The organism is Nocardiopsis sp. M1B1, from assembly GCF_052466615.1.
In genome coordinates this window covers 677,174-698,488 of the sequence record NZ_CP196194.1, presented here as the reverse complement: position 1 = coordinate 698,488, position 21,315 = coordinate 677,174, and the positions used below count along the sequence as shown (strand labels likewise).

Genomic DNA, 21,315 nt, shown 5'->3' with positions numbered 1-21,315 from the left:
GTCAGAACCTCACAGCCAGCGTCGCGGCGACGATGACGGCGCCGAAGAGCATGGTGAGCGCGTACGTGCGGGCGAACCCGGTCTGGACCCGGCCGAGCCCGCTGGAGGAGTCGCGCACCCCGGCGCCGAGCCCGTTGACCGCCCCGTCGATGACCTTGTCCTCGATGACGAGCAGGGCCCGGGTGAGCTGCTGGCCGGGCCGCATGAGCAGGCCCTCGTTGATCTCGTTGCCGTACAGCTCGCGGCTGGCGGCGACGGTGACGGGGTTGCCCCGGGGCGCGGTGCGCTCCACGGGCTTGCGCAGGTAGACCGCCCAGGCGGCGGCCACGCCCAGGACCATGACGCCCAGGGCGGCCAGTCCGTAGGGCGCGGTGAACGCGTGCACGACGTCGAAGTGGTGCGGGTGGGCCCCGGTGGCCGGGGTCAGGAAGCCCGCGAACCGGTCGCCGAGCGTGAGGAAGGCGCCCAGCGCGACCGACCCGACGGCGAGCACCACCATGGGGGCGGTCATGCTGACCGGCGACTCGTGCGGGTGCACGCCCTCGTCCCACCGCTTCTTGCCGAGGAAGGTCATGAAGACCATCCGCGACATGTAGAAGGCGGTGAGCCCCGCGCCGACGATGACGGCGGTCCCGAGCACCATGCCCTGGGTGCCGCCCACGCCGAAGGCCGCGGAGATGATGCTCTCCTTGGTCCACCAGCCCGACAGCAGCGGGAAGCCGATGATGGCCAGGTAGCCGAGGCCGAAGGTGACGAAGGTGACCGGCATGACCCGGGCCAGGCCGCCGTAGCGGCGCATGTCCACGCCGTCGTTCATGGCGTGCATGACCGATCCGGCGCCCAGGAACAGCCCGGCCTTGAAGAAGCCGTGCGTGACCAGGTGGGCGATGGCGGCCACGTAGCCGACCGGGCCGAGCCCGGCGGCCAGGACCATCATGCCGATCTGGCTCATCGTGGACCCGGCCAGGGACTTCTTGATGTCGTCCTTGGCCGAGGCGATGATCCCGCCCGCCAGCATGGTGGCGGCGCCCACGACGGTGACCACGGTCTGGGCGACCGGGGCGCCCTCGAAGATGGGTCCGGCGCGCACGATGAGGTACACGCCCGCGGTGACCATGGTGGCCGCGTGGATGAGCGCGGACACCGGGGTCGGGCCCTCCATGGCGTCGAGCAGCCACGCCTGGAGCGGTAGCTGCGCGGACTTGCCGCAGGCGCCCAGGAGCAGCAGCAGCCCGACCGCGAGCAGCACGCCGTCGCTCGCGCCGGGAACGGCGGCGAACACGTCGCTGAAGCTGACCGCGCCCAGCACCGCGAACATGATCATGATCGCGATGAGCAGGCCCATGTCGCCGACGCGGTTGATGATGAACGCCTTCTTGGCGGCCACCGCGGCGGAGGGCTTGTACTGCCAGAACCCGATGAGCAGGTAGGACGCCAGGCCCACGCCCTCCCAACCGAGGAAGAGCAGCACGAAGTTGTCCGCGAGCACCAGCACGAGCATGGCGGCCACGAACAGGTTGAGGTAGGCGAAGAAGCGCCGCCTGCCCGGGTCCTCGGCCATGTAGCCGATGGAGTAGATGTGGATGAGCGACCCCACGAAGGTGATCAGCAGGACGAAGCTGATCGAGAGGGGGTCGACGAGCAGGTCCACCCCGGCGGAGAACTCTCCGACGGAGAACCACTCGTAGACGGGGACGGAGACGCTGCGGGCGTCGGCCGCCCGGCCGAGCAGGTCGAACAGGACGAGCAGCGCCCAGGCGAAGGAGGCGACCGGCAGGGCCGTGGCCAGCCAGTGCCCCCACTTGTCGGTGCGCCTGCCGCCGAGCAGCAGGATCGCCGCGCCCGCGAGGGGCAGGGCGATGAGCAGCCATGCGCCCGACAGCACCGCGCTGTCGGCCGCGGTCGCCACCACGGGTTCGGCGGCGAGGTACGCGTGAGATGTCACAGCCACGTCGCCTTCTAGTGCTTGAGCAGGTTGGCGTCATCCAGCGACGCCGACCTGCGGGTTCGGAAGATCTGCATGATGATCGCGAGGCCCACGACCACCTCGGCGGCGGCGACGACCATCACGAAGAAGGCGATGACCTGCCCCTCGATGTCCCCGTGCATCCGGGCGAACGCGACGAACGCCAGGTTGCAGGCGTTGAGCATCAGCTCCACGCACATGAAGACGATGATCGCGTTGCGCCGGACCAGGACGCCGACGGCGCCGATGGTGAACAGCAGCGCCGCGAGGACGATGTAGTTCATCGGGTCCACGAGGACTCGACCTCCTGCCCGTTGCCGTTGCCGTTGCGCGGCCCGTCCGCGTCGTCGGAGCCGTCGGGGCCCGCCGCCCCGCCGCCGCCCTCGTCGGCGTCGTCCTCGGCCGCGACCCGCGTTCCGTTCCCCACCCGGTTCCCGGGCGCCTGCGCGGCGGGCCGGGCCCGGTCGTCGGCGACCGGCTCGGCCGTCTTGGAGTCGGCCGAGTCCGAGGCCCCGCCGGGCAGCGGGGCCTGGCCGGCGCGCACGGTCTCGGGCACCCGGGACTGGTACTCGGGGGCGCGGGCGGCCAGGACGGGGTTGAGCGAGAGCTGGGAGACCGTGCCGTCCGGCAGCAGCGCGGGCATGTCGATCGCGTTGTGCCGGGCGTAGGTGCCCGGTCCCGGCAGCGGGGTCGGGTGGTCGCCGCGGATGCGGTCCTCGGCGATCTCCCGCTGGGTGCGGCGCTTCTTGGTGCGGGCGGTGTGCGCCAGGACCATCGCACCCAGGACGGCGGTGATGAGCAGCGCGCCGGTGGCCTCGAAGGCGATCACGTAGCGCAGGAGCAGCTCGCCCGCGATCCACGGGATGGTGCCCCCTGCCGCCGCGGCGCCCTCGGTGAGGCCGACCGGGTCGCCCACGGCGATGCGGGTGATGCCCGTGGCCAGGGCGCCGACGAAGCACAGGGCGACGACGGCCGTCATGAGGCGCTGTCCGCTGAGCGTCTCCACCAGGGAGTCGGCCGAGCTGACGCCGATGAGCATCAGCACGAACAGGAACAGCATGAGGACGGCGCCGGTGTAGACGACGATCTGCACGACCATGAGGAAGGGCGCCGCGTTGATGCCGTAGAAGATCGCCAGGCCGACCATGGTCAGCGCCATGGACATCGCCGAGTGCACGGCCTTGCGGGAGAAGACCACGCCCAGGGCGCCGAGGAGGACCACGGCGCCCAGTATCCAGAACGCGGTCGCCTCGCCGCCGCCGATCGGCGCGGCCAGGTACAGCGGCTGGCCGAGCGGCACAGGAGGATTGGTGAGCGGGTTCAACGGACCGCCTCCGGAGTCTCGGGCGCCTCGTGCCCGTCCTGCGAGCCGTGCTGGCCGCGCCCGGTGGCGTAGTAGTCCTGCTCCGTCTCGCCCAGGCGCATGGGGTGGGGCGGCTGCTCCATGCCCTCGCGCAGCGGGGCCAGCAGCTGCTCCTTGGTCCAGATCAGGCTCTGCCTGCTGTCGTCGGCCAGCTCGTACTCGTTGGTCATCGTCAGGGCGCGCGTGGGGCAGGCCTCCACGCACAGCCCGCACAGGATGCACCGCAGGTAGTTGATCTGGTAGACCCGGCCGTAGCGCTCGCCGGGCGAGTACCTGTCGTCGTCGGTGTTGTCACCGGCCTCCACGTAGATGGCGTCGGCCGGACAGGCCCAGGCGCACAGTTCGCACCCGATGCACTTCTCCAGGCCGTCGGCCCACCTGTTCAGCTGGTGCCGTCCGTGGAAGCGCGGCGCCGTGGGGCGCTTGACCTCCGGGTACTCGACGGTCGGCACCTTCTTGAACATCGTGTGGAAGGTGACACCGAAACCCTTGACGGGGTTGAGCCACTCAAGCACCGGTAACCTCCTCACCCTTCTTGTTGCGGTCGGCGGCGGCCGGGGCCGTCCGCGGCGGTTCGGCGAGCACGCTGCTGCCGTAGTGCGGTGCGGCGCTCGGCGGAACCGGGAAGCCGCCGAAGGCGGGCTCCCGGTGCGCCCGTCGGGCGTTCTCCGCGCGCTGGCGGGCCTCCTCGGCGCGCTCGCGGCGCACGTGGCGCAGCCAGGCGGCGAAGGCGGCCACGGTCGCGGCGGTGAAGCCGGCGATCACCACGCCGACGACCAGCGGGGAGGCGCCGTCCAGGACGAGCATCCGCACGACGGCGACGGCGGTGATCCAGACCAGCTGGATCGGGATGAGCACCTTCCAGCCCAGCTTCATGAGCTGGTCGTAGCGCACCCGGGGCAGGCTGCCGCGCGCCCAGATGAACAGGAACATCACGCAGACGAACTTGAGCAGCCACCACAGGGCGGGCCACCAGCCCTCGTTGGCGCCCGGCAGGATCGCCGCGATCCCGGGCGGGGCGAGCCAGCCGCCGAGGAAGAGCGTGACGGACACGGCGGCGACCGTGCACATGTTCACGTACTCCGCGAGGAAGAACATCGTGAACTTCATGGACCCGTACTCGGTCATGAAGCCGCCGACGATCTCGCCCTCGCCCTCGGCGAGGTCGAAGGGCAGCCGGTTGGTCTCGCCGACCATCGTCACCAGGTAGATGAGGAAGGAGGGCAGGAGCAGCACGGCGAACCACAGTCCGCGCTGGGACTCGACGATCCCCGAGGTGGTCAGGGTCCCGGACATGATGAAGACCGCGACGAAGGACAGGCCCATCGCGATCTCGTAGCTGATCACCTGCGCGGAGGCGCGCAGGCCGCCGAGCAGGGCGTAGGGCGACTGGGAGGCCCAGCCGCCGAGCACGAACCCGTAGACCCCCAGCGCGGCGGTGGCCAGGACCACCAGGGCCGCGACGGGCAGGTCGGTGAGCTGGAGCGGGGTGATGACCCCGAACAGGTTCACCTCCGGCCCGATCGGGATGACCGAGAAGGCGATGAAGGCGGGCACGGCCGCGATCATCGGCGCGGCGATGTAGACGAACCGGTCCACCCCGCGCGGGATCAGGTCCTCCTTCAGGGAGAGCTTGATGCCGTCGAAGAGCGACTGGAGCAGGCCGAAGGGGCCCATCCGGTTGGGTCCGTGGCGCTGCTGCATCCGGCCCATGACCTTGCGGTCGGCCATGATCATCATCAGCACGCAGAGCATGAGGAAGACGAAGATCGCCAGCGCCTTGATGGTGGTGATCCACCAGGGGTCGCCGCCGAAGGCGCTCAGCGTCTCCTCGGAGGCCAGGTGGGCGGTCACGCCCTGGCCGAGAGCGGCGGGGGTCACTGCTGCCTCCCGTGGGTGCTGGCGGACCCGTTGCTACCGGCTCCGGTGGTGGTGGACGCGGACAGCAGGACGGTCTGCCCGGCGCCTCCGCCCAGGTCGCGGGGCACGTCGCAACCGTCGGCGTTGGCCGGGAGCCAGACGACGCGGTCGGCGATGTCGGTGACGATGACCGGCACGGTCACCGTTCCGCGGGCGCCGGTGACGTGCAGGGTTCCGCCGTCGGGGACGCCGATCTCCTGGGCCGTGGCCGGGGAGACGTGGGCGCGCGCCTGCCGGGCGGTCCCGGCGAGGTAGGGCTCGCCGTCCTCCATGCGGCCGGTGCCGAGGAGCTGCCGCCAGGTGGACAGCAGGGCCTGGCCGGGTTCGGGCCGCACGACCTCGACGGGCCGCACGCGGGGTCCGTCCGCGCGCTCGCCGGTCCACAGGCCCAGCTCCATCAGCTCGCCGTAGGCGGACGCGGCGTCGGGCAGGCCCAGGTGCACGTCCATCTGGTCGGCGATCGCGGAGAGCACCCGTAGGTCCGACAGCGCGCCGGGCACCCTGAGCGCGTCCCCGAAGGGCCGGTGGCGGCCCTCCCAGTTGACGAAGGTGCCGGACTTCTCCGCGACGGCGGCCACCGGCAGCACCACGTCGGCGCGGTCGGTGACGTCGCTGGCGCGCAGTTCGAGGCTGACGACGAACGGCACCCGGGCCAGGGCCGCGCGGGCGGCGTCGGGGTCGGGCAGGTCGTCCAGCTCCACCCCGGCGACGACCAGGGCGTCCAGCTCACCGGCGGCGGCCGCCGCGAGGATGGCGGCGGTGTCGCGGCCGGGGGTCTCGGGCAGGGAGCCCACGTTCCAGACCTGGGCGACCTCGGCGCGGGCGGAGGGGTCGGCGACCGGTCGGCCTCCGGGCAGCAGGCCCGGCAGCGCCCCGGCGTCCACGGCCCCGCGCTCCCCGGCGCGGCGCGGCACCCACACCAGGCGGGCGCCGGTCCGCTCGGCCAGGGCCGCGGCGGCGGTCAGGGCGCCGGGCACGGCGGCCAGGCGCTCGCCCGCCATGATGACCGCGCCCTCCTGGTTCAGGGCGGCGACGACCTCGGGGTCGTCGGCGTCCAGGGCGTTGAGGACGCGGGCCTCGTCGCCGGGGACGGCCCGGACCAGGGTCCCGTGGGTCTTGGTCAGGCCCAGGCTGGCGTGGGAGCCGACCGAGTAGACCTTGAGGCCGCGCTTGCGCACGCCCTTGCGCAGCCGCAGGAAGACCAGGGGCGACTCGTCCTCGGGCTCGAATCCGGCCAGCAGGACCGCGGGCGCCTTCTCCAGGGCGGTGAAGTCCACCCCGACCGGGGACCCGGCCACGTGGGCGGCCAGGAAGTCGGCCTCCTCGGGCGAGTGCGCGCGGGCGCGGGCGTCCACGTCGTTGGTGCGCAGGGCCACGCGGGCGAACTTGGCGTAGGCGTAGGCGTCCTCGTAGGTGAGGCGGCCCCCGGTGAGCACGCCGACCCGGCCGCGCGCGGCGGCCAGGCCCTGGGCGGCGACGCCGATGGCCTCGGACCAGGAGGCGAACTCCAGGGCCCGGGACTCCCCGTCGCGCACCAGCGGGCGCGACAGGCGGTCGGACTGGGTGGTGTAGCTGAACGCCCACCGGCCCTTGTCGCAGTTCCACTCCTCGTTGACCTGCGGGTCATCCCCGGCCAGGCGGCGCATGACCTTGCCGCGCCGGTGGTCGGTGCGCTGGGCGCACCCGTCGGCGCAATGCTCGCACACGCTGGGCGTGGACACCAGGTCGAAGGGGCGCGACCGGAACCGGTAGGCGGAGCCGGTGAGCGCGCCGACCGGGCAGATCTGCACGGTGTTGCCGGAGAAGTAGGACTGGAAGGGCTCGCCCTCGGCGATGCCGACCTGCTCGTCGGCGCCGCGCTCCATCAGCTCGATGAGCGGGTCGCCCGCGATCTGCGCGGCGAAGCGGGTGCAGCGGGCGCACTGCACGCAGCGCTCCCGGTCCAGCAGCACCTCGGTGGACAGCGCGATCGGCTTGGGGAAGGTCCGCTTGACGTCGACGAATCGGGTCTCGCCCTGCCCGGTGGACATGGCCTGGTTCTGGAGGGGGCACTCGCCGCCCTTGTCGCAGACCGGGCAGTCCAGCGGGTGGTTGATGAGCAGGAACTCCATGATCCCGCGCTGGGCCTTCTCCGCCACCGGGGAGGTCAGGTGGGTGTTGACCACCATCCCCTCCATGACGGTGATGGTGCAGGAGGCCTGCGGCTTGGGCATGCCGCGCCCGTTGCCCATGTCGGGGATCTCGACCAGGCACTGGCGGCAGGCCCCGACCGGGTCCAGCAGCGGGTGGTCGCAGAACCTCGGGATCTGGATGCCGAGGAGTTCGGCGGCCCGGATCAGCAGGGTCCCCTTGGGCACCTGGACCTGGAACCCGTCGATGGTGACGGTGACGAGGTCCTCGGGCGGCGGTGCGGGCGCGGCTCCGCCGGAGGAGTTGGAGGTGACGGTCACTGCTGTCCTCCCGTCGTGGTCGGCCGGTCGCCCCAGAGGGTGGCCCGGGAGTGGTCGAAGGGGCAGCCGCCCTGTTCCACGTGGTCGATGTACTCCTGGCGGAAGTGCTTGATCGAGGAGGTCACCGGGCTGGTCGCGCCGTCCCCGAGGGCGCAGAAGGAGCGGCCGAGCAGGTTGTCGCAGATATCCAGGAGCTTGTCGAGGTCGGCCTCGGTGCCCTGCCCGTTCTCCAGCCGGTCCAGGACCTGGACCATCCAGAAGTTGCCCTCGCGGCAGGGCGTGCACTTGCCGCAGGACTCGTGCGCGTAGAAGGCGATCCAGCGGCCGACGGCCTTCACCACGCAGGTCGTCTCGTCGAAGATCTGGAGGGCGCGGGTGCCGAGCATGGACCCGGCGGCGCCCACCGACTCGAAGTCGAGCGGGGTGTCCAGGTGCTCCTCGGTGAAGATCGGCGTGGAGGAGCCGCCGGGCGTCCAGAACTTGAGCCGGCGCCCGGGCCGCATCCCGCCCGACATGTCGAGCAGCTCGCGCAGGGTCACGCCCAGCGGGGCCTCGTACTGGCCCGGGTTGGCCACGTGCCCGGACAGGGAGAAGAAGCCGAACCCGGCGGACTTCTCGGTGCCCATGGACGTGAACCAGTCGGCGCCGTTGGCCACGATGCTCGGCACGCTGGCGATGGACTCGACGTTGTTGACCACGGTCGGCGAGGCGTAGAGCCCGGCGACCGCGGGGAAGGGCGGCTTGAGCCGGGGCTGGCCCCGGTAGCCCTCCAGGGAGTCCAGCAGCGCGGTCTCCTCGCCGCAGATGTAGGCGCCCGCCCCGGCGTGGACGACGACGTCGAGGTCGAAGCCGGTGCCCAGGACGTCCCTGCCGAGCAGTCCGGCCTCGTAGGCCTCGGCGACGGCCCGGCGCAGGCGCCGGATGACGTGCAGGACCTCGCCGCGCACGTAGATGAAGGCCTGGCTGGACTTGATCGCGTACGCGGCGATCGCCACCCCCTCCACCAGCACGTGCGGGTTGGCGAGCATGAGTGGGATGTCCTTGCAGGTGCCCGGCTCTGACTCGTCGGCGTTGACGACGAGGTAGCGCGGGTTGGGGTTGTCCGCGGGCAGGAAGCCCCACTTCATCCCGGTGGGGAACCCGGCGCCGCCGCGGCCGCGCAGGCCGGACTTCTTGACCAGGTCCACGATGGCGTCGGGCTCCATGGCCAGCGCCTTGCGCAGTGCGCCGTAGCCGCCGGTGGCCCGGTAGCCCTCCAGGGTGAAGGAGTCGGGGCGGTCCCAGTCGCGCGACAGGATCGGGGTCAGGGTGGTCACTTGGCGTCCTCCTCACCCTGTTCGCGGGGCGGAAGGTTGTCGGGGTCCGGAGCGGTCCAGCCGCGCTCCCTGGCCAGCTTCAGCCCGGCCAGGGAGGGGGCGGCGGCCTGGACGCCCTCGCCCGCGCGGCCGTCCTCGAACCCGGCCAGCACCCGGGAGGCCTGCTTCCAGGTGCACAGGCTGGCGGGGCCGCGCGTGGGCGCGACGTCCCGGCCCAGGCGCAGGTCGTCCACGAGCCGCTTGGCCGTGTCGGGGGTCTGGTTGTCGAAGAACTCCCAGTTGACCATCACGACCGGCGCGAAGTCGCAGGCCGCGTTGCACTCGACGTGCTCCAGCGTGACCTTGCCGTCCTCGGTGGTCTCGTTGTTGCCGACCCCCAGGTGGTCCTTGAGGGTCTGGAAGATCTCGTCGCCGCCCATCACCGCGCACAGGGTGTTGGTGCACACGCCCACCTGGTAGTCGCCGCCGGGGCGGCGGCGGTACATGGTGTAGAACGTGGCGACCGCGTTGACCTCGGCGAGGGTGATGCCGAGCTGGTCGGCGCAGAAGCGCATCCCGGCCTTGCTGACGTGCCCCTCCTCGGCCTGCACCAGGTGCAGCAGCGGCAGCAGCGCCGAACGCGGCCGCGGGTAGCGGCCGATGATCTCCTTGGCCTCGGGCTCCAGCCGAGCGGTGACCTCGGCGGCGAAGGCCTCGCGGGGCTCGGCCGTCGCCGCGGTCTCGGTGGTCTCGTGCTCGCTCACCGGTCCACGCCTCCCATCACGGGGTCGATACTGGCCACGGCCGCGATGACGTCCGCCACCGTTCCCCCCTCGCACATGGCCGCGACGGCCTGCAGGTGGGTGAACGAGGGGTCGCGGAAGTGCACGCGGTGGGGGCGGGTGCTCCCGTCGCTGACCGCGTAGCATCCGAGTTCGCCCTTGGCGCTCTCAACGGCCGCGTAGGCCTGGCCCGCGGGGACCCGGAAGCCCTCGGTGACCAGCTTGAAGTGGTGGATGAGCGCCTCCATGGAGCCGCTCATGATGTGCGCGATGTGGTCGGGCGAGTTGCCCAGGCCGTCGGGCCCCAGCGCCAGCTTGGCGGGCCAGCCGATCTTGGCGTCCTGGATCATCACCGGGCCGGGCTGGAGCTTGTCCAGGCACTGCTCGATGATCTTCAGGCTCTCCTCCATCTCGGCCATGCGCACCCGGTAGCGGGCGTAGACGTCGCCGCCGTCGGAGACGGGGACGTCGAACTCGTAGTCCTCGTAGCCGCAGTAGGGCTTGGCCTTGCGCAGGTCCCAGGCCAGGCCGGAGGCCCGCAGCAGCGGGCCGGTGACGCCGAGCGCCATGCAGCCGGGCAGGTTGAGGTGGGCCACGTCCTGGGTGCGGGCGAGGTAGACGGGGTTCTCGTCCAGGAGCTTGCGCATGATGGCGATGCGCTTGGGCATCTCCTTGAGCAGCTCGCGGACCTTGCCGGCCGCGCCGGGCGGCAGGTCCTGGGCCACGCCGCCGGGGCGGATGTAGGCGTGGTTCATCCTCAGGCCGGTGACCAGCTCGAAGATGTCCAGGATCATCTCGCGCTCACGGAAGCCGTTGGTCATGACCGTGGTCGCGCCCAGCTCCATGCCGAAGGTCGCCATCGCCACGAAGTGCGAGGCCATCCGGTTGAGCTCCATCATCATCACGCGGATGACGCTGGCCCGCTCGGGGACGCGGTCCTGGATGCCGAGCAGCTTCTCGACCGCCAGGCAGTACGCCGCCTCGTTGAACAGCGGCGTCAGGTAGTCCATGCGGGTCACGAACGTGGTGCCCTGCGTCCACGTCCGGTACTCCATGTTCTTCTCGATACCGGTGTGCAGGTAGCCGATACCGACGCGCGCCTCGGTGCAGGTCTCGCCGTCGAGAGTGAGGATGAGCCGGAGGACGCCGTGCGTGGAGGGGTGCTGGGGCCCCATGTTGACGACGAGGCGTTCGGCGCTGGTGGCCTGCGCCTTCTCGATGACGTCGTCCCAGTCCCCGCCGGAGGCGTCGATGTAGTCCTCGGTGACGGTCATGCCGGGCCTCCCTCTGTGACGGAGTGCGTGGGGTTGGCGGGGCTCACTTGTAGGACCTCCGCTCGTCCGGCGGGGGCACGGTGGCTCCCCGGTACTCGACCGGGATGCCGCCCAGCGGGTAGTCCTTGCGCTGGGGGTGGCCGTGCCAGTCGTCGGGCATCTGGATGCGGGTCAGCGCCGGGTGGCCGTCGAAGACGATCCCGAAGAAGTCCCAGGCCTCGCGCTCGTGCCAGTCGTTGGTCGGGTAGACCGACACGATCGAGGGCACGTGCGGGTCGGCGTCGGGGCAGGTGGTGGCGACGCGGATCTCGCTGTTGTGGGTGATCGACCGGAAGTGGTAGACCGCGTGCAGCTCCCGGCCGGCGTCGTCGGGGAAGTGCACGCCCGTCACGCCCGTGCACAGCTCGTAGCGCAGGGCGGGTTCGTCGCGCAGCAGGCGGGCCAGCCTCGGCAGCGCCTCGCGGCGGACGTGGAAGGTCAGTTCGCCGCGGGCCGCCTCGACCCGCTCGACCGCTCCGGCGTCCTCTCCCAGGGCGGCCTCCAGATCGTCGGCCACCCGGTCGAAGTCGGCGGTGCGCGGGTCCTCGGGGTCGGTGAAGGGGCGCTGGCTGCGCGCGGGAGCGCTCCCTCGCACCTGTAGGCGGCCGAAGCCGGAGGTGTCGCCGGTGGTCGTGGCGCCGAACATCCCGGTGCGCCGGACCGGAGCGGCCAACCGCTCGCGGCCCAGCTTGTCGGGGAGGTTGGCCGCTTCCTCGTCGCGTTCGCGTTCGTTCTCGGTGCTCATGTCAGTCCTTGCTCACCAGCGGCAGCGAACGGCGGAGCATCCGCTCCTCGTTCTCGGTGATCTCCTGCTCCCGGTGGGCGCCGAGCTTGGTGTTCTGCACCTTGTCGTGCAGCTTGAGCACGGCGTCCAGGAGCATCTCCGGCCGCGGCGGGCAGCCGGGCAGGTACATGTCCACGGGGACGACGTGGTCCACGCCCTGGACGATCGCGTAGTTGTTGAACATGCCGCCGCTGGAGGCGCACACGCCCATCGCGATGACCCACTTGGGCTCGGGCATCTGGTCGTAGATCTGGCGCAGGACGGGGGCCATCTTCTGGCTCACCCGACCGGCGACGATCATCAGGTCGGCCTGGCGCGGGGTGGCGCCGAACTTCTCCATGCCGAACCGCGCCAGGTCGTAGTGCGGGCCGCCGACGGACATCATCTCGATGGCGCAGCAGGCCAGGCCGAACGTGGCGGGCCACATGGAGCTCTTGCGGGCCAGGCCCACGACCTGCTCGACGGTCGTGAGCATGATGCCGCTGGGCAGTTTCTCCTCTAGTCCCATCAGACGTCCTCCTCCGGGCTGGGCTGCTGGGTGTGCTCTGAAGAAGTCCGGGCGCCGGCGGGGTTCTGGAGGCGGTCGGACGTGCCGCCGGCGAGGAACGGGCCGGGCACGGGAGGTGCCGAGGGTTCCCGCCACTGGGGCGCCCGGGAAACGCTGTTCAGTCCCATTCGAGGCCTCCCCGGCGCCACTCGTAGGCGTAGGCGATGGAGACGTTCACCAGGAAGAGGACGATCGCGACCAGTCCGAACCAGCCCAGGGCGTCGAAGTGCACGGCCCAGGGGATGAGGAAGATGATCTCGATGTCGAAGACGATGAACATCATGGCCGTCATGTAGTACTTGACGGTGAATCGGCCGCCGCCCGCGGGCTGCGGCGTGGGCTCGATGCCGCACTCGTAGGCCTGCATCTTGGCGCGGTTGTAGCGCTTGGGCCCCAGGACCGCACCGGCGACCATCGACACCACGACGAACGCGGCGCCGATCCCGCCGAGCACGAAGATCGGTGTGTACAGCTCCACGCTCACCCTCCTCCTGGCTGCTGGGCACGCCCGCGCGGCGTGCCGGGAGCGCTTGTGATTGCTTTCACTTGTGCGGGCTCATCTCCGGTCGTCCCGTGTGTCCTGTTGTGGAGCCGGGCTCGACCGCCCGGTGGGTTGTGTGTCGCGGCTGGGGCGGCGCCCCGTGCTCCGGCGGCCCCGGCGCCCGGCTGGCGGCGCCGGCGCGGCTCCGGTCCTCCCGGGGCGGCGCCCCGTCCGGGCGGGTCCGGGCGCGGACGCCCGGACCCGCCCGTCAGGCCGCGGGGGCGATGCGGGACAGGCCGTTGATGACCCTGTCCATGGCGTCTCCCTGCGTGGGCTCGGTGAGGTTGGCCAGCATCTTCAGCACGAACTTCATGAGGGTGCGCTGGCGCAGGCCGTACCTGGTCGCGTACTTCATGAACTCGGGCTGGCCGATGACCTTCACGAAGTAGCGGCCGAGCGTGTAGTAGCCGCCGTAGGTGTCGGCGAGCACGTCCGGGTAGCGCAGCAGGGCCCGCTCGCGGGTCTGCTGGGTGGGTCTTCCGTGCGCCTGCACGATCACGTCGGCGGCGATGTTCCCGGCCTCCATGGCGTAGGCGATGCCCTCGCCGTTGAAGGGGTTGACCATGCCGCCCGCGTCGCCGACGAGCATGAGGCCGCGGGAGTAGTGCGGCACCCGGTTGAAGCCCATGGGCAGCGCGGCGCCGCGGATGGCGCCCTTCTGGTTGTCCTCGGTGAAGCCCCACTCCTCGGGCATGGACTCGGTCCAGCGGCGCAGGAGCTTGCGGTAGTCCATGTCCTGGAAGGAGGAGGTGGAGTTGAGGATGCCCAGGCCGACGTTGCTGGTGCCGTCGCCGACGCCGAAGACCCAGCCGTAGCCGGGCAGGAGGACGTCCTTGTCGCCGCTGCGGTCCCACAGCTCCAGCCAGGACTCCAGGTAGTCGTCCTCGTGGCGGGGGCTCTCGAAGTAGGTGCGCACGGCCACGCCCATGGGGCGGTCGTCGCGCTTGCGGATGCCCATGGCCACGGACAGCCGGGAGGAGTTGCCGTCGGCGGCCACGACCAGCGGCGCCCGGAAGGTGACGGGCTCGCGGTCGGCGTTCTTGGCCCGGACGCCGACGATGCGGTTGCTGCGCTCGTCCATGAGGGGGCCGGTGACGGTGGTGCGCTCCAGGAGCTTGGCCCCGGCGGCCACCGCGCGGTTGACCACGATCTGGTCGAAGTCGTAACGCGTGCGCACGAGGCCGAAACCCGGGTAGGCGGCCAGGTCGGGCCAGGGCAGTTCCAGGCGGACGCCCGCGCCGATGATGCGCAGGCCGTGGTTCTTGATCCACCCCGGGTCGTCGAAGGTGACCCCCATGGCGGTGAGCTGCTTCACCGCGCGGGGGGTGAGTCCGTCTCCGCAGACCTTCTCCCTCGGGAAGGAGGTCTTCTCCAGGAGCAGGACGTCCAGTCCTGCCTGGGCAAGGTAGTAGGCGGTGGTGGAGCCGGAGGGACCTGCGCCGACCACGATCACGTCGGCGTCGTACTCGGTCCGCTCCCGGCCTCGGGGAGAGGAGGTGGCTGTCTCGCTCACGGGTGGGTCCTCGACTGCTCGCGCGGATGCACCGTGGCGGGCCTGCCTGCGGGATGGACCCGCTCACGGGGGGAGTTGTATGGATGCTGTGGGGAGTCCGTTATGTCCGACATAGAGGCATGTGTCCTATACCTCCTAGACTTGTGAAGCACTTCACAAGCCCTTTTCGGCAGTCTAGACCCTCCCGGAGTCGGAGGCGAGTCCCAGGGGGGTATTCAGACGGCCTGCTATCAAAGGGGATATAGGCCCCAGAAGGCTTCACACGCCTCGAACGTCGTCACGCTCCGCGAGAGCCCCAGTTCAGAATGGTGACCACCGTCTCAGGCGCCACACGGGCAACACGAAAATCCCGAGGAGCGGGGTGCTCCTCGGGATTACGAGATTTTTATGCCCGGTGTGCTGGGGCCGCGCGGGGCCCGCGGTGTCGGCCCGCGGCGGGGCCGGTGGCCGGGCCGGGCGGCGGATCGGCGGGGGTCGGCGGCGGGGTCGGGGGACGCCCGCCGCGGCGCCCCCGTTCCGGAGGTCCTACTTGTCGCGGAAGCCTCGGTGCAGGGCGACGATCCCCGTCGACAGGTTGCGCCAGGCCACCCGCGACCAGCCCGCGTCCTGGAGGCGGCGGGCCAGCTCGGGCTGCTTGGGCCAGGCCATGATCGACTCGGACAGGTAGTCGTAGGAGTCGCCGCTGCCGGACACCACGCCCGCGATCTTGGGCAGGGCGCCCATGAGGTAGGTGGAGTAGAGCCGGTCCACGAACTCCACCGGGATGTGGCTGAACTCGCAGATGACCATCCGCCCGCCGACCTTGGTGACCCGCCGCAGCTCGCGCAGCGCCTGGTCCACGTCGTTGACGTTGCGCAGGCCGAAGGAGATCGTGACCGCGTCGAAGGTCTCGTCGGCGAAGGGCAGGTGCAGGGCGTCGCCCGCCACGAAGGTCACGCCGCCCCGAGAGGCTCCCCCGCGCCGCCGCACGCCTGCGCGGAGCATGCCGAGGGAGAAGTCGCAGGCCACCACTCGGGCGCCCTTCCTGACGAAGGACTCCGAGGAGGTGCCCGTGCCCGCCGCCAGGTCCAGGACGAGTTCGCCGCTGTAGGCGTCGACCGCGTTGACCGCGGCCTTGCGCCAGATGCGGTCCTGGCCCAGCGAGATGACGTCGTTGACGAGGTCGTACCTGTCGGCGATGCCGTCGAACATCGCCGCGACGTCCTGGGGCTTCTTGTCGAGTTTGGCGCGGGTCATGGGCACAAGACTAAGGGGGCGGCCTGAGCGCCCCGACCCCGCGGGCCCGTACGAAGCGGACTCCCCGCCGCGAAGCGGACAACCCCTGGGCAGACCGGCTGTCCGCGCGCGAGAATAAGGTGTGCGCGAGGTTTCCCGAACCACCGAGGGCCCGAGGACGTCACAAGGAACGGACACGGCCCGGCCGAGAGGGGGAGTACATGAAGTTCGACCTGGTGGAGCCGAGCGACGAGCAGGCCGTCCTCGACGAGAACACCGGTGAGGACGCCGGTGGGGACGCCGCCCGCGGCGTCCACCCCAGACTCGTCATGGCGTCCGCGCGGATGCGCTCCCGGCTCCGGGACGACCTCGCCGCCCTGCACGCCTCCCTGGGCATGCTCAACGAGCAGATCCAGACCGTCCAGCGCCGGGAGGGGTCCGTGCCCGCGGACGCGGCACCGCCCGCCAACTTCCGCGCGGGTGCCTTCTCGCGCCCCGGCGACTCCTGAAGCCCCCGCGAGCTCCGAGAGCCCCTGAGAGGAGAGTGTCCGCATGACCGGATGGAACATCCAGCCCGCCGAGGTGGGCGCCGTGCTGACCAGCGTCGCCGGATACATCGGCGAGGAGGGCGGCGGCGACGGCCTCGTCGGCGCCATGACCTCCGCCGAGAACCTGATCACGGCCGTCAGCGAGGAGGCGGACAGCACGCCCGTCAGCGTCGCGCTGGGCGAGTTCGCCGAGCACAACTTCGGTCTCATGGGCGACATGGCCGGGCTGACCGTGAGCGCCGTGACCGGGGCCAGCGAGGCCACCACGCACTACTTCAACGGCAACCTGGACATGGCCGCCGAGGCGCAGGAGAACGCGGGCGTGGTCCCCGAGCCCGAGCCGCCCCAGCAGTACGGCCCCTACAGGCCCGTGTAGCGGTCCCCGCCCCGGCCGGGGCGATGCCGCGCCCGACCCCCTCCCCCGATTCCCCGTCCCCCCTCCCCCGGTCCCCCGGCCCCGAGGACCCCCGACGCGTTCTTCCCTCAGCTCCCAGACGGAGGCATCCCCGTGACCGAGATGTGCACGCCCACGGGCGGCCTGATCAACCCCGCGGCCTTCCCCGTTCCCACCGCCAGTCCCGCCACGCTGGAGCGACAGGCGGGGGACCTGCGCCGCGAGGGGGCCAACGTCGCCGGGATCGGCGGCGACATCAAGAGCGCCTGGGCGGGACTGTCCTCCTGCTACTCCGCGCCCGAGGCCGAGACCCTGTACGCGGTGGTGGACCCGGTCGCGACCGACGGCGCCAAGGTGGAGACCTCCTTCGACAAGGCCGCGAGCGCGCTGGAGACCTTCGCCGAGGCCGTCCGGGACATCAAGGGCAAGTGGACCACCCTCAAGAGCGACTCCTACACCTTCCTCAACTCCATCGAGGGCGACGACGACTGGCGCAAGGCCGACGGGATATCCGGGTTCTTCGGCGGGGAGAGCGACAAGGTCGAGGAACACCAGGCGCTGCTCGACCGCGCGGACGCGCTGCGGCGGGAGTACGAGGAGGCCGAGCGGGCCTGCGCCAACGCGATCAACGCCGACATCCCCGACCGCACCAACTTCGTCGCGGGCGACGGCGACGGGGAGTCCGCGCCGGGCGAGTTCGAGCACGGCTACGACGGGTACCTCGGCGACGTCGCCATGGCATGGGGCGGTCCCATGGAGACCGACCACGGCTGGTGGGTGGACGCGGGTGCGGCGGTGGGCGACTTCTTCGTGGGGATCGCGGAGGACGTCGGCGGCATCACCGGGATGTACAGCTCCGAGGGCTGGTTCGAGATGTCCTGGGGCGACGCCATGTGGGAGTACCACGAGGGCAACCTCCAGTCCCTGGCCTCGCTGGCGGGCATGTACGACTCCGAGAACGACAGCTGGGGCTGGTCGGGCTGGGACACCGTCGGCAACGCCTGGAAGGACGCCGCGCACGCGGTGGTGCCCTGGGAGGAGTGGGGCGAGCGGCCCGGCTACGTCATCGGGACCGCCCTGCTCAACATCGGCGCGACCGTGGGCGGCGCCGTCCTGACCGCGACCGGCGTGGGCGCGGTCGTGGGCGTGCCGCTGATGGCCTGGCGCGGATCGGCCATGCTCAACCGGATGGGCGGGGACGGGCCGAGCGTCCCGGACGTGGACGTGCCGGACATGAGCCGGATCAACCTGAGCCTGCCCCGGTTCGGCAACGTCTCCCTGGCGGATCTCAGGATCGACCTGGGCCAGTTCCGGGAGGGCGCCTTCAGCACCTCACGGCTGTCGGAGATGCAGAACCTGCTGAGCAGGTTCACCGGCGGGGGCTTCTTCGGCGGCGGGGACAACCCGGGCGGCAACGGCTCCGGCGGCGACGGGAACGGCTCCGAGGGCTCCAACAGCCAGCGCGTCGTCAACCAGCACGGCGACGAGGAGGGCGGCCCGGCCGACACCCGGCCCGCCGTGAACCCGACCACGCGTGAGCTCGACGACAGCCGGGAACTCCTGGAGCTGTTGACCTCCCGCCCGGACTCCGCCGAGCTGGGCGACCTCGGGCGCAGGGTCCTCGGCGAGGAGGGCGGCGACAACGGCTCCTCGCGGCCGAACCGTTCCGGGCAGTCCGACCTGGAGGAGCTGGGCCTGGACCCGTCCCTGGAGGCGGTGTTCAACGACATGAACGCGCACGCCTCGGACTACCCGGCGTGGGAGGCCAACCAGTCCCCGGACGGCCCGGAGTCGGGGAGGGTTCCCGCCCTCGTCGGCGGCGGGAACAACGACACGTTCGAGGGCAGCCAGGACGTCCCCAACCCGCCGTCGTACGACCGGGTGGACCTCACCGGCACCGGCGGCGACGCTCCCCAGCGCTTCCCGGACGACCACCGCGACGCGGACACCGGCGACGACGGCTCGCAGATGCGGGACCGCACGCCCACGGTCAGCAACAGCACCGGCGGCAACGGCAGTGACACGCTGGACACCGGTGGGAACTCGCATCGCGGCACGGACGTCCTGGACGGGTCCGGCGACGGCGGTGGCAACACGCACAGCACGGGCGGCAACGGTCGGGGCCCCGGCGACACGCGGCCGGGCAGCGCCGGAGGCGACATCCTCGGCGGCCGGGGCGGCCAGAACGACGGCCCGGAGAACACCCCGATCAGGAACCAGCCCGACCTGCGACCGGAGAGCACCGACCCCAGGGTCCGGGAACTCCTCCCCAGGGACGGCCTGCGCTTCGGCGAGATCAGGGACGACAACGGCAACGTCAGCAACCGCGTTCTGGAGCCGAACAGCAGGTACAGGCTCTACGAACCGGGCAGCGACCTCCACACGGATTACATCACCGACGCAGACGGGAACATCAGGGAGATCCGGACCGAGTCCAAGGGTTGGAACTCCGAACATCCGGAGTACCTCAACCCCCGGTCGGACATGACCTTCAACGTGGACGGCTACACCTACAGGACCGACGAGTATGGCCGGACGGTCTCCGTCGAGGGAACGCTGCACAAGGAACCGAACGTCCGCAACGAAAGCGAACAGTCCAAGGTCAACAGCCAGGGTTCGAACTACTACGAACAGCTGAACAAGAAGATCCGCGATGACTTCGAAACGGTGAACGGCCGTCCGCCGGAAGCGGGTGAGGTCCCCCAGTACCAGGACATCCAGTGGGACGGCGGCCACCTGGTCGGATACGCGGAGTTCTTCGGTATCGGCGAGCGCCTGAACATGGTCCCGATGCGGTTCGACGTGAACCAGAACAGGACCGAGACCGCTCTGGATGACATCCCCGAAGAAGTACGGGGCGGCATCGAGGGAAGTTACCGGAACATCGAGCGCTCCTGGCGTGGAATCATGCGCGACAAGGGCTCCTGGCATGGATTCACCAACCCCAAATTCAATGACGGGAGCTGGGACGCCGCCCTCGCACTGAATCCGAATAACCCCAAGATCGACGTTAAGATCACTAACATCTACGACCCCAGCCTGCCACCGGTGTACGACAAGTCCGGAAACCGTCACTTGCCACCGCCGAGCAGGATTGAGGTCGAATGGGTCCTCAACGGGGTTAGAATGGAAAACCGAGAGTACAACAACGTACCACCCCTCGTGGACTAGGGAAGGAATTAAGTCTCATGGTCAACCATCACTTCCAAAGAGGCCATCTAACCCCAGATGAGCAACAGGATATCCTGACGCAAATCGGGGCACGGATCCTTGACCAAGCCCCCGACGGATGGGCAAAGATCGTCTACACCAGGAAATCCGTTATCGAACAGTCTACGAGCACCCTCGTCGTTGAATTCGAGGACGGAACCAGTCAGAGGGAGTCCGTTCCGAGCGGCATGGGTCTGATGATCGACGACCTCAGGGCGGGGATGTACCAGGAGGGCAAGGGCACCTGGTTCTCCTTCGAGTACGTCATCACCCCGCCCGGCAGGTTCAACGTCACCTACAACTACGACGAGGACCCCGGCATCACCTTCCCCACCGCCTTCGGCTACACCAACGACCTCAAGTACTTCCCGCGCGACGAGGAGTACATGACCGACTGGCTTCGCGAGAAACTCCAGGAAGAGGCCGAGGGTCGGGCAATGGAATAAACATTCTGTTTCTTGCTTCGGCCGTGTCCTGCGGGACGCGGCCGAAGAACCTCGTTTTATACCCGTGGCGATGAACTGCTACGGGCGGAAGGAGGAGCTCGGGGAGGCACTGTCGCCGGACCTTCGACTTGTCTGAGAAGGCCTCATGACCACCTATATCTCCCGACACTGCATCGAACACGGTGTCAACCAGCAGTTCCTCAACCTCAAGATCGAGGGAAACACGCAGCAGATCCGGAACTTGGAGCAGGACTGCTCCAACATTGACCTGTCTCTCACACCGGCCTACCGAGTCGCTGAGCTCTCTCTCCTGCTGGAGCCCACAGCTGCGACGGTGGAGACTTGGGAAGCGTGGACCAAGGCGATGCAGCTCCACGGCGCTGTCTTCGCCGTCTCCGAGGCGGAGGAGGGGACACAGGTCGCGTACCTGATCGACCATGAGGTCCGTGCGCTCACTGCGCCCGGGATGCTCCACTGCGCCGACCCTGCCACGTGGGAGAAGGCGTTCTACCTGGCGGTCGTCTGCCGCGACAACGCCCGCGCCGACGCCCTGTGCCGCGTCCCCGTGGAACACCTGCGCCGCGCGGCCGAGGGCGCAAAGGTGCGGTACAACGAGTACAGCTACCACTGGATCGCCGCCCTCCAGGCCTACGTCAACGGCACCGATGACCTGGTCCGTGAACTGCGGTCGGCCATGGAACTGTCCTCTCCCCGCAGTGGCGCCTTCGGCGGCGAAGCCCTTGATCTGCTGATCTTCCCGAAGATGGAGGTCTTCCGCCGTCTGCTGATGGGAGACTCCACCAAGTTCAACGAAACGCTCGTCTTCGCTCTGGAGGGCTTCAAGAGCTACCACACCCGCGAGGACGCCCCGCCCGGGGCCCAGGGCATCGTTCCGCTCGGGCTGCTGGCGTGGGCCTGCCTGGCTTACGACAAGTCCCAACGCGGCGACTTCTCCCTCGACGTGGAGTCGGAGTACCTGCCCAAACACCTCGTACAGCGATCCTGGTACGGCGAGTTCCCCGTCTAAG

Annotated in this window: 19 protein-coding genes; 5 read left to right on the top strand and 14 right to left on the bottom strand. The window is 70.3% G+C overall.

Annotated elements, in window-relative coordinates; translation table 11 throughout:
* Nucleotide 1: 1 nt before the first annotated feature.
* The 14 genes from nuoL to ACSTA4_RS03120 form a co-directional block, all read right to left on the bottom strand.
* Nucleotides 2-1,945 carry an NADH-quinone oxidoreductase subunit L gene (gene nuoL / locus ACSTA4_RS03185; RefSeq protein WP_444964084.1) on the bottom strand — a complete coding sequence of 648 codons (1,944 nt, stop codon included), beginning with the start codon at nucleotides 1,943-1,945 and terminating at the stop codon, nucleotides 2-4.
* Between the two features lie 14 nt (nucleotides 1,946-1,959).
* Nucleotides 1,960-2,259, bottom strand: coding sequence for an NADH-quinone oxidoreductase subunit NuoK (gene nuoK / locus ACSTA4_RS03180; protein WP_013156051.1), 300 nt, complete (start codon nucleotides 2,257-2,259; stop codon nucleotides 1,960-1,962).
* Complete coding sequence (locus ACSTA4_RS03175; protein ID WP_444962367.1) at nucleotides 2,247-3,290, bottom strand: NADH-quinone oxidoreductase subunit J; 1,044 nt, start codon at nucleotides 3,288-3,290, stop codon at nucleotides 2,247-2,249. Before ACSTA4_RS03175 ends, nuoK begins: the two co-directional genes overlap by 13 nt.
* Nucleotides 3,287-3,844 (bottom strand): NADH-quinone oxidoreductase subunit NuoI, encoded by a 558-nt coding sequence (gene nuoI / locus ACSTA4_RS03170; protein WP_013156049.1) that lies wholly within the window; start codon nucleotides 3,842-3,844, stop codon nucleotides 3,287-3,289. The genes ACSTA4_RS03175 and nuoI overlap by 4 nt, the downstream gene beginning before the upstream one ends.
* Nucleotides 3,837-5,210, bottom strand: a complete 1,374-nt coding sequence (gene nuoH / locus ACSTA4_RS03165) for an NADH-quinone oxidoreductase subunit NuoH (RefSeq protein ID WP_416028470.1) — start codon at nucleotides 5,208-5,210, stop codon at nucleotides 3,837-3,839. Before nuoH ends, nuoI begins: the two co-directional genes overlap by 8 nt.
* Complete coding sequence (locus ACSTA4_RS03160; protein WP_444962366.1) at nucleotides 5,207-7,699, bottom strand: NADH-quinone oxidoreductase subunit G; 2,493 nt, start codon at nucleotides 7,697-7,699, stop codon at nucleotides 5,207-5,209. Before ACSTA4_RS03160 ends, nuoH begins: the two co-directional genes overlap by 4 nt.
* A complete protein-coding gene (gene nuoF / locus ACSTA4_RS03155) occupies nucleotides 7,696-9,015 on the bottom strand; it encodes an NADH-quinone oxidoreductase subunit NuoF (protein WP_248773380.1) in 1,320 nt (439 codons plus the stop codon). Before nuoF ends, ACSTA4_RS03160 begins: the two co-directional genes overlap by 4 nt.
* Nucleotides 9,012-9,758, bottom strand: coding sequence for an NADH-quinone oxidoreductase subunit NuoE (nuoE, locus tag ACSTA4_RS03150; RefSeq protein ID WP_444962365.1), 747 nt, complete (start codon nucleotides 9,756-9,758; stop codon nucleotides 9,012-9,014). Before nuoE ends, nuoF begins: the two co-directional genes overlap by 4 nt.
* Nucleotides 9,755-11,050, bottom strand: a complete 1,296-nt coding sequence (locus tag ACSTA4_RS03145) for an NADH-quinone oxidoreductase subunit D (protein ID WP_416028466.1) — start codon at nucleotides 11,048-11,050, stop codon at nucleotides 9,755-9,757. Before ACSTA4_RS03145 ends, nuoE begins: the two co-directional genes overlap by 4 nt.
* Before the next feature lie 43 nt (nucleotides 11,051-11,093).
* Nucleotides 11,094-11,834, bottom strand: a complete 741-nt coding sequence (locus ACSTA4_RS03140; protein WP_444962364.1) for an NADH-quinone oxidoreductase subunit C — start codon at nucleotides 11,832-11,834, stop codon at nucleotides 11,094-11,096.
* A gap of 1 nt (nucleotide 11,835) precedes the next feature.
* The gene (locus ACSTA4_RS03135) at nucleotides 11,836-12,381 is read right to left on the bottom strand and encodes a NuoB/complex I 20 kDa subunit family protein (protein WP_013156042.1); all 546 of its coding nucleotides are present in this window, start codon (nucleotides 12,379-12,381) and stop codon (nucleotides 11,836-11,838) included.
* Between the two features lie 157 nt (nucleotides 12,382-12,538).
* Entirely contained in the window at nucleotides 12,539-12,898 is a 360-nt protein-coding gene (locus ACSTA4_RS03130; protein ID WP_026114451.1) for an NADH-quinone oxidoreductase subunit A, read from the bottom strand.
* A gap of 271 nt (nucleotides 12,899-13,169) precedes the next feature.
* The gene (locus ACSTA4_RS03125; protein WP_248773376.1) at nucleotides 13,170-14,474 is read right to left on the bottom strand and encodes a geranylgeranyl reductase family protein; all 1,305 of its coding nucleotides are present in this window, start codon (nucleotides 14,472-14,474) and stop codon (nucleotides 13,170-13,172) included.
* A 525-nt stretch (nucleotides 14,475-14,999) separates the two neighbouring features.
* Nucleotides 15,000-15,710: a demethylmenaquinone methyltransferase gene (locus ACSTA4_RS03120; RefSeq protein ID WP_444962363.1), complete on the bottom strand. Its 711-nt coding sequence runs from the start codon at nucleotides 15,708-15,710 to the stop codon at nucleotides 15,000-15,002.
* Nucleotides 15,711-15,910: 200 nt separating this feature from the next.
* On the opposite strand from ACSTA4_RS03120, the gene ACSTA4_RS03115 reads away from it, so the two are divergent.
* From ACSTA4_RS03115 to ACSTA4_RS03095, 5 genes are all read left to right on the top strand, one after another.
* Nucleotides 15,911-16,198 carry a hypothetical protein gene (locus ACSTA4_RS03115; protein ID WP_444962362.1) on the top strand — a complete coding sequence of 96 codons (288 nt, stop codon included), beginning with the start codon at nucleotides 15,911-15,913 and terminating at the stop codon, nucleotides 16,196-16,198.
* 43 nt (nucleotides 16,199-16,241) lie between these two features.
* Nucleotides 16,242-16,613, top strand: coding sequence for a DUF6507 family protein (locus tag ACSTA4_RS03110; RefSeq protein ID WP_444962361.1), 372 nt, complete (start codon nucleotides 16,242-16,244; stop codon nucleotides 16,611-16,613).
* Between the two features lie 141 nt (nucleotides 16,614-16,754).
* On the top strand, nucleotides 16,755-19,802 hold the full coding sequence (locus ACSTA4_RS03105) for a hypothetical protein (protein WP_444964083.1): 3,048 nt from the start codon (nucleotides 16,755-16,757) through the stop codon (nucleotides 19,800-19,802).
* Nucleotides 19,803-20,038: 236 nt separating this feature from the next.
* On the top strand, nucleotides 20,039-20,287 hold the full coding sequence (locus ACSTA4_RS03100; RefSeq protein ID WP_232051626.1) for an immunity protein YezG family protein: 249 nt from the start codon (nucleotides 20,039-20,041) through the stop codon (nucleotides 20,285-20,287).
* A gap of 145 nt (nucleotides 20,288-20,432) precedes the next feature.
* A complete protein-coding gene (locus tag ACSTA4_RS03095) occupies nucleotides 20,433-21,314 on the top strand; it encodes an immunity 49 family protein (protein WP_013156034.1) in 882 nt (293 codons plus the stop codon).
* Nucleotide 21,315 lies beyond the last annotated feature (1 nt).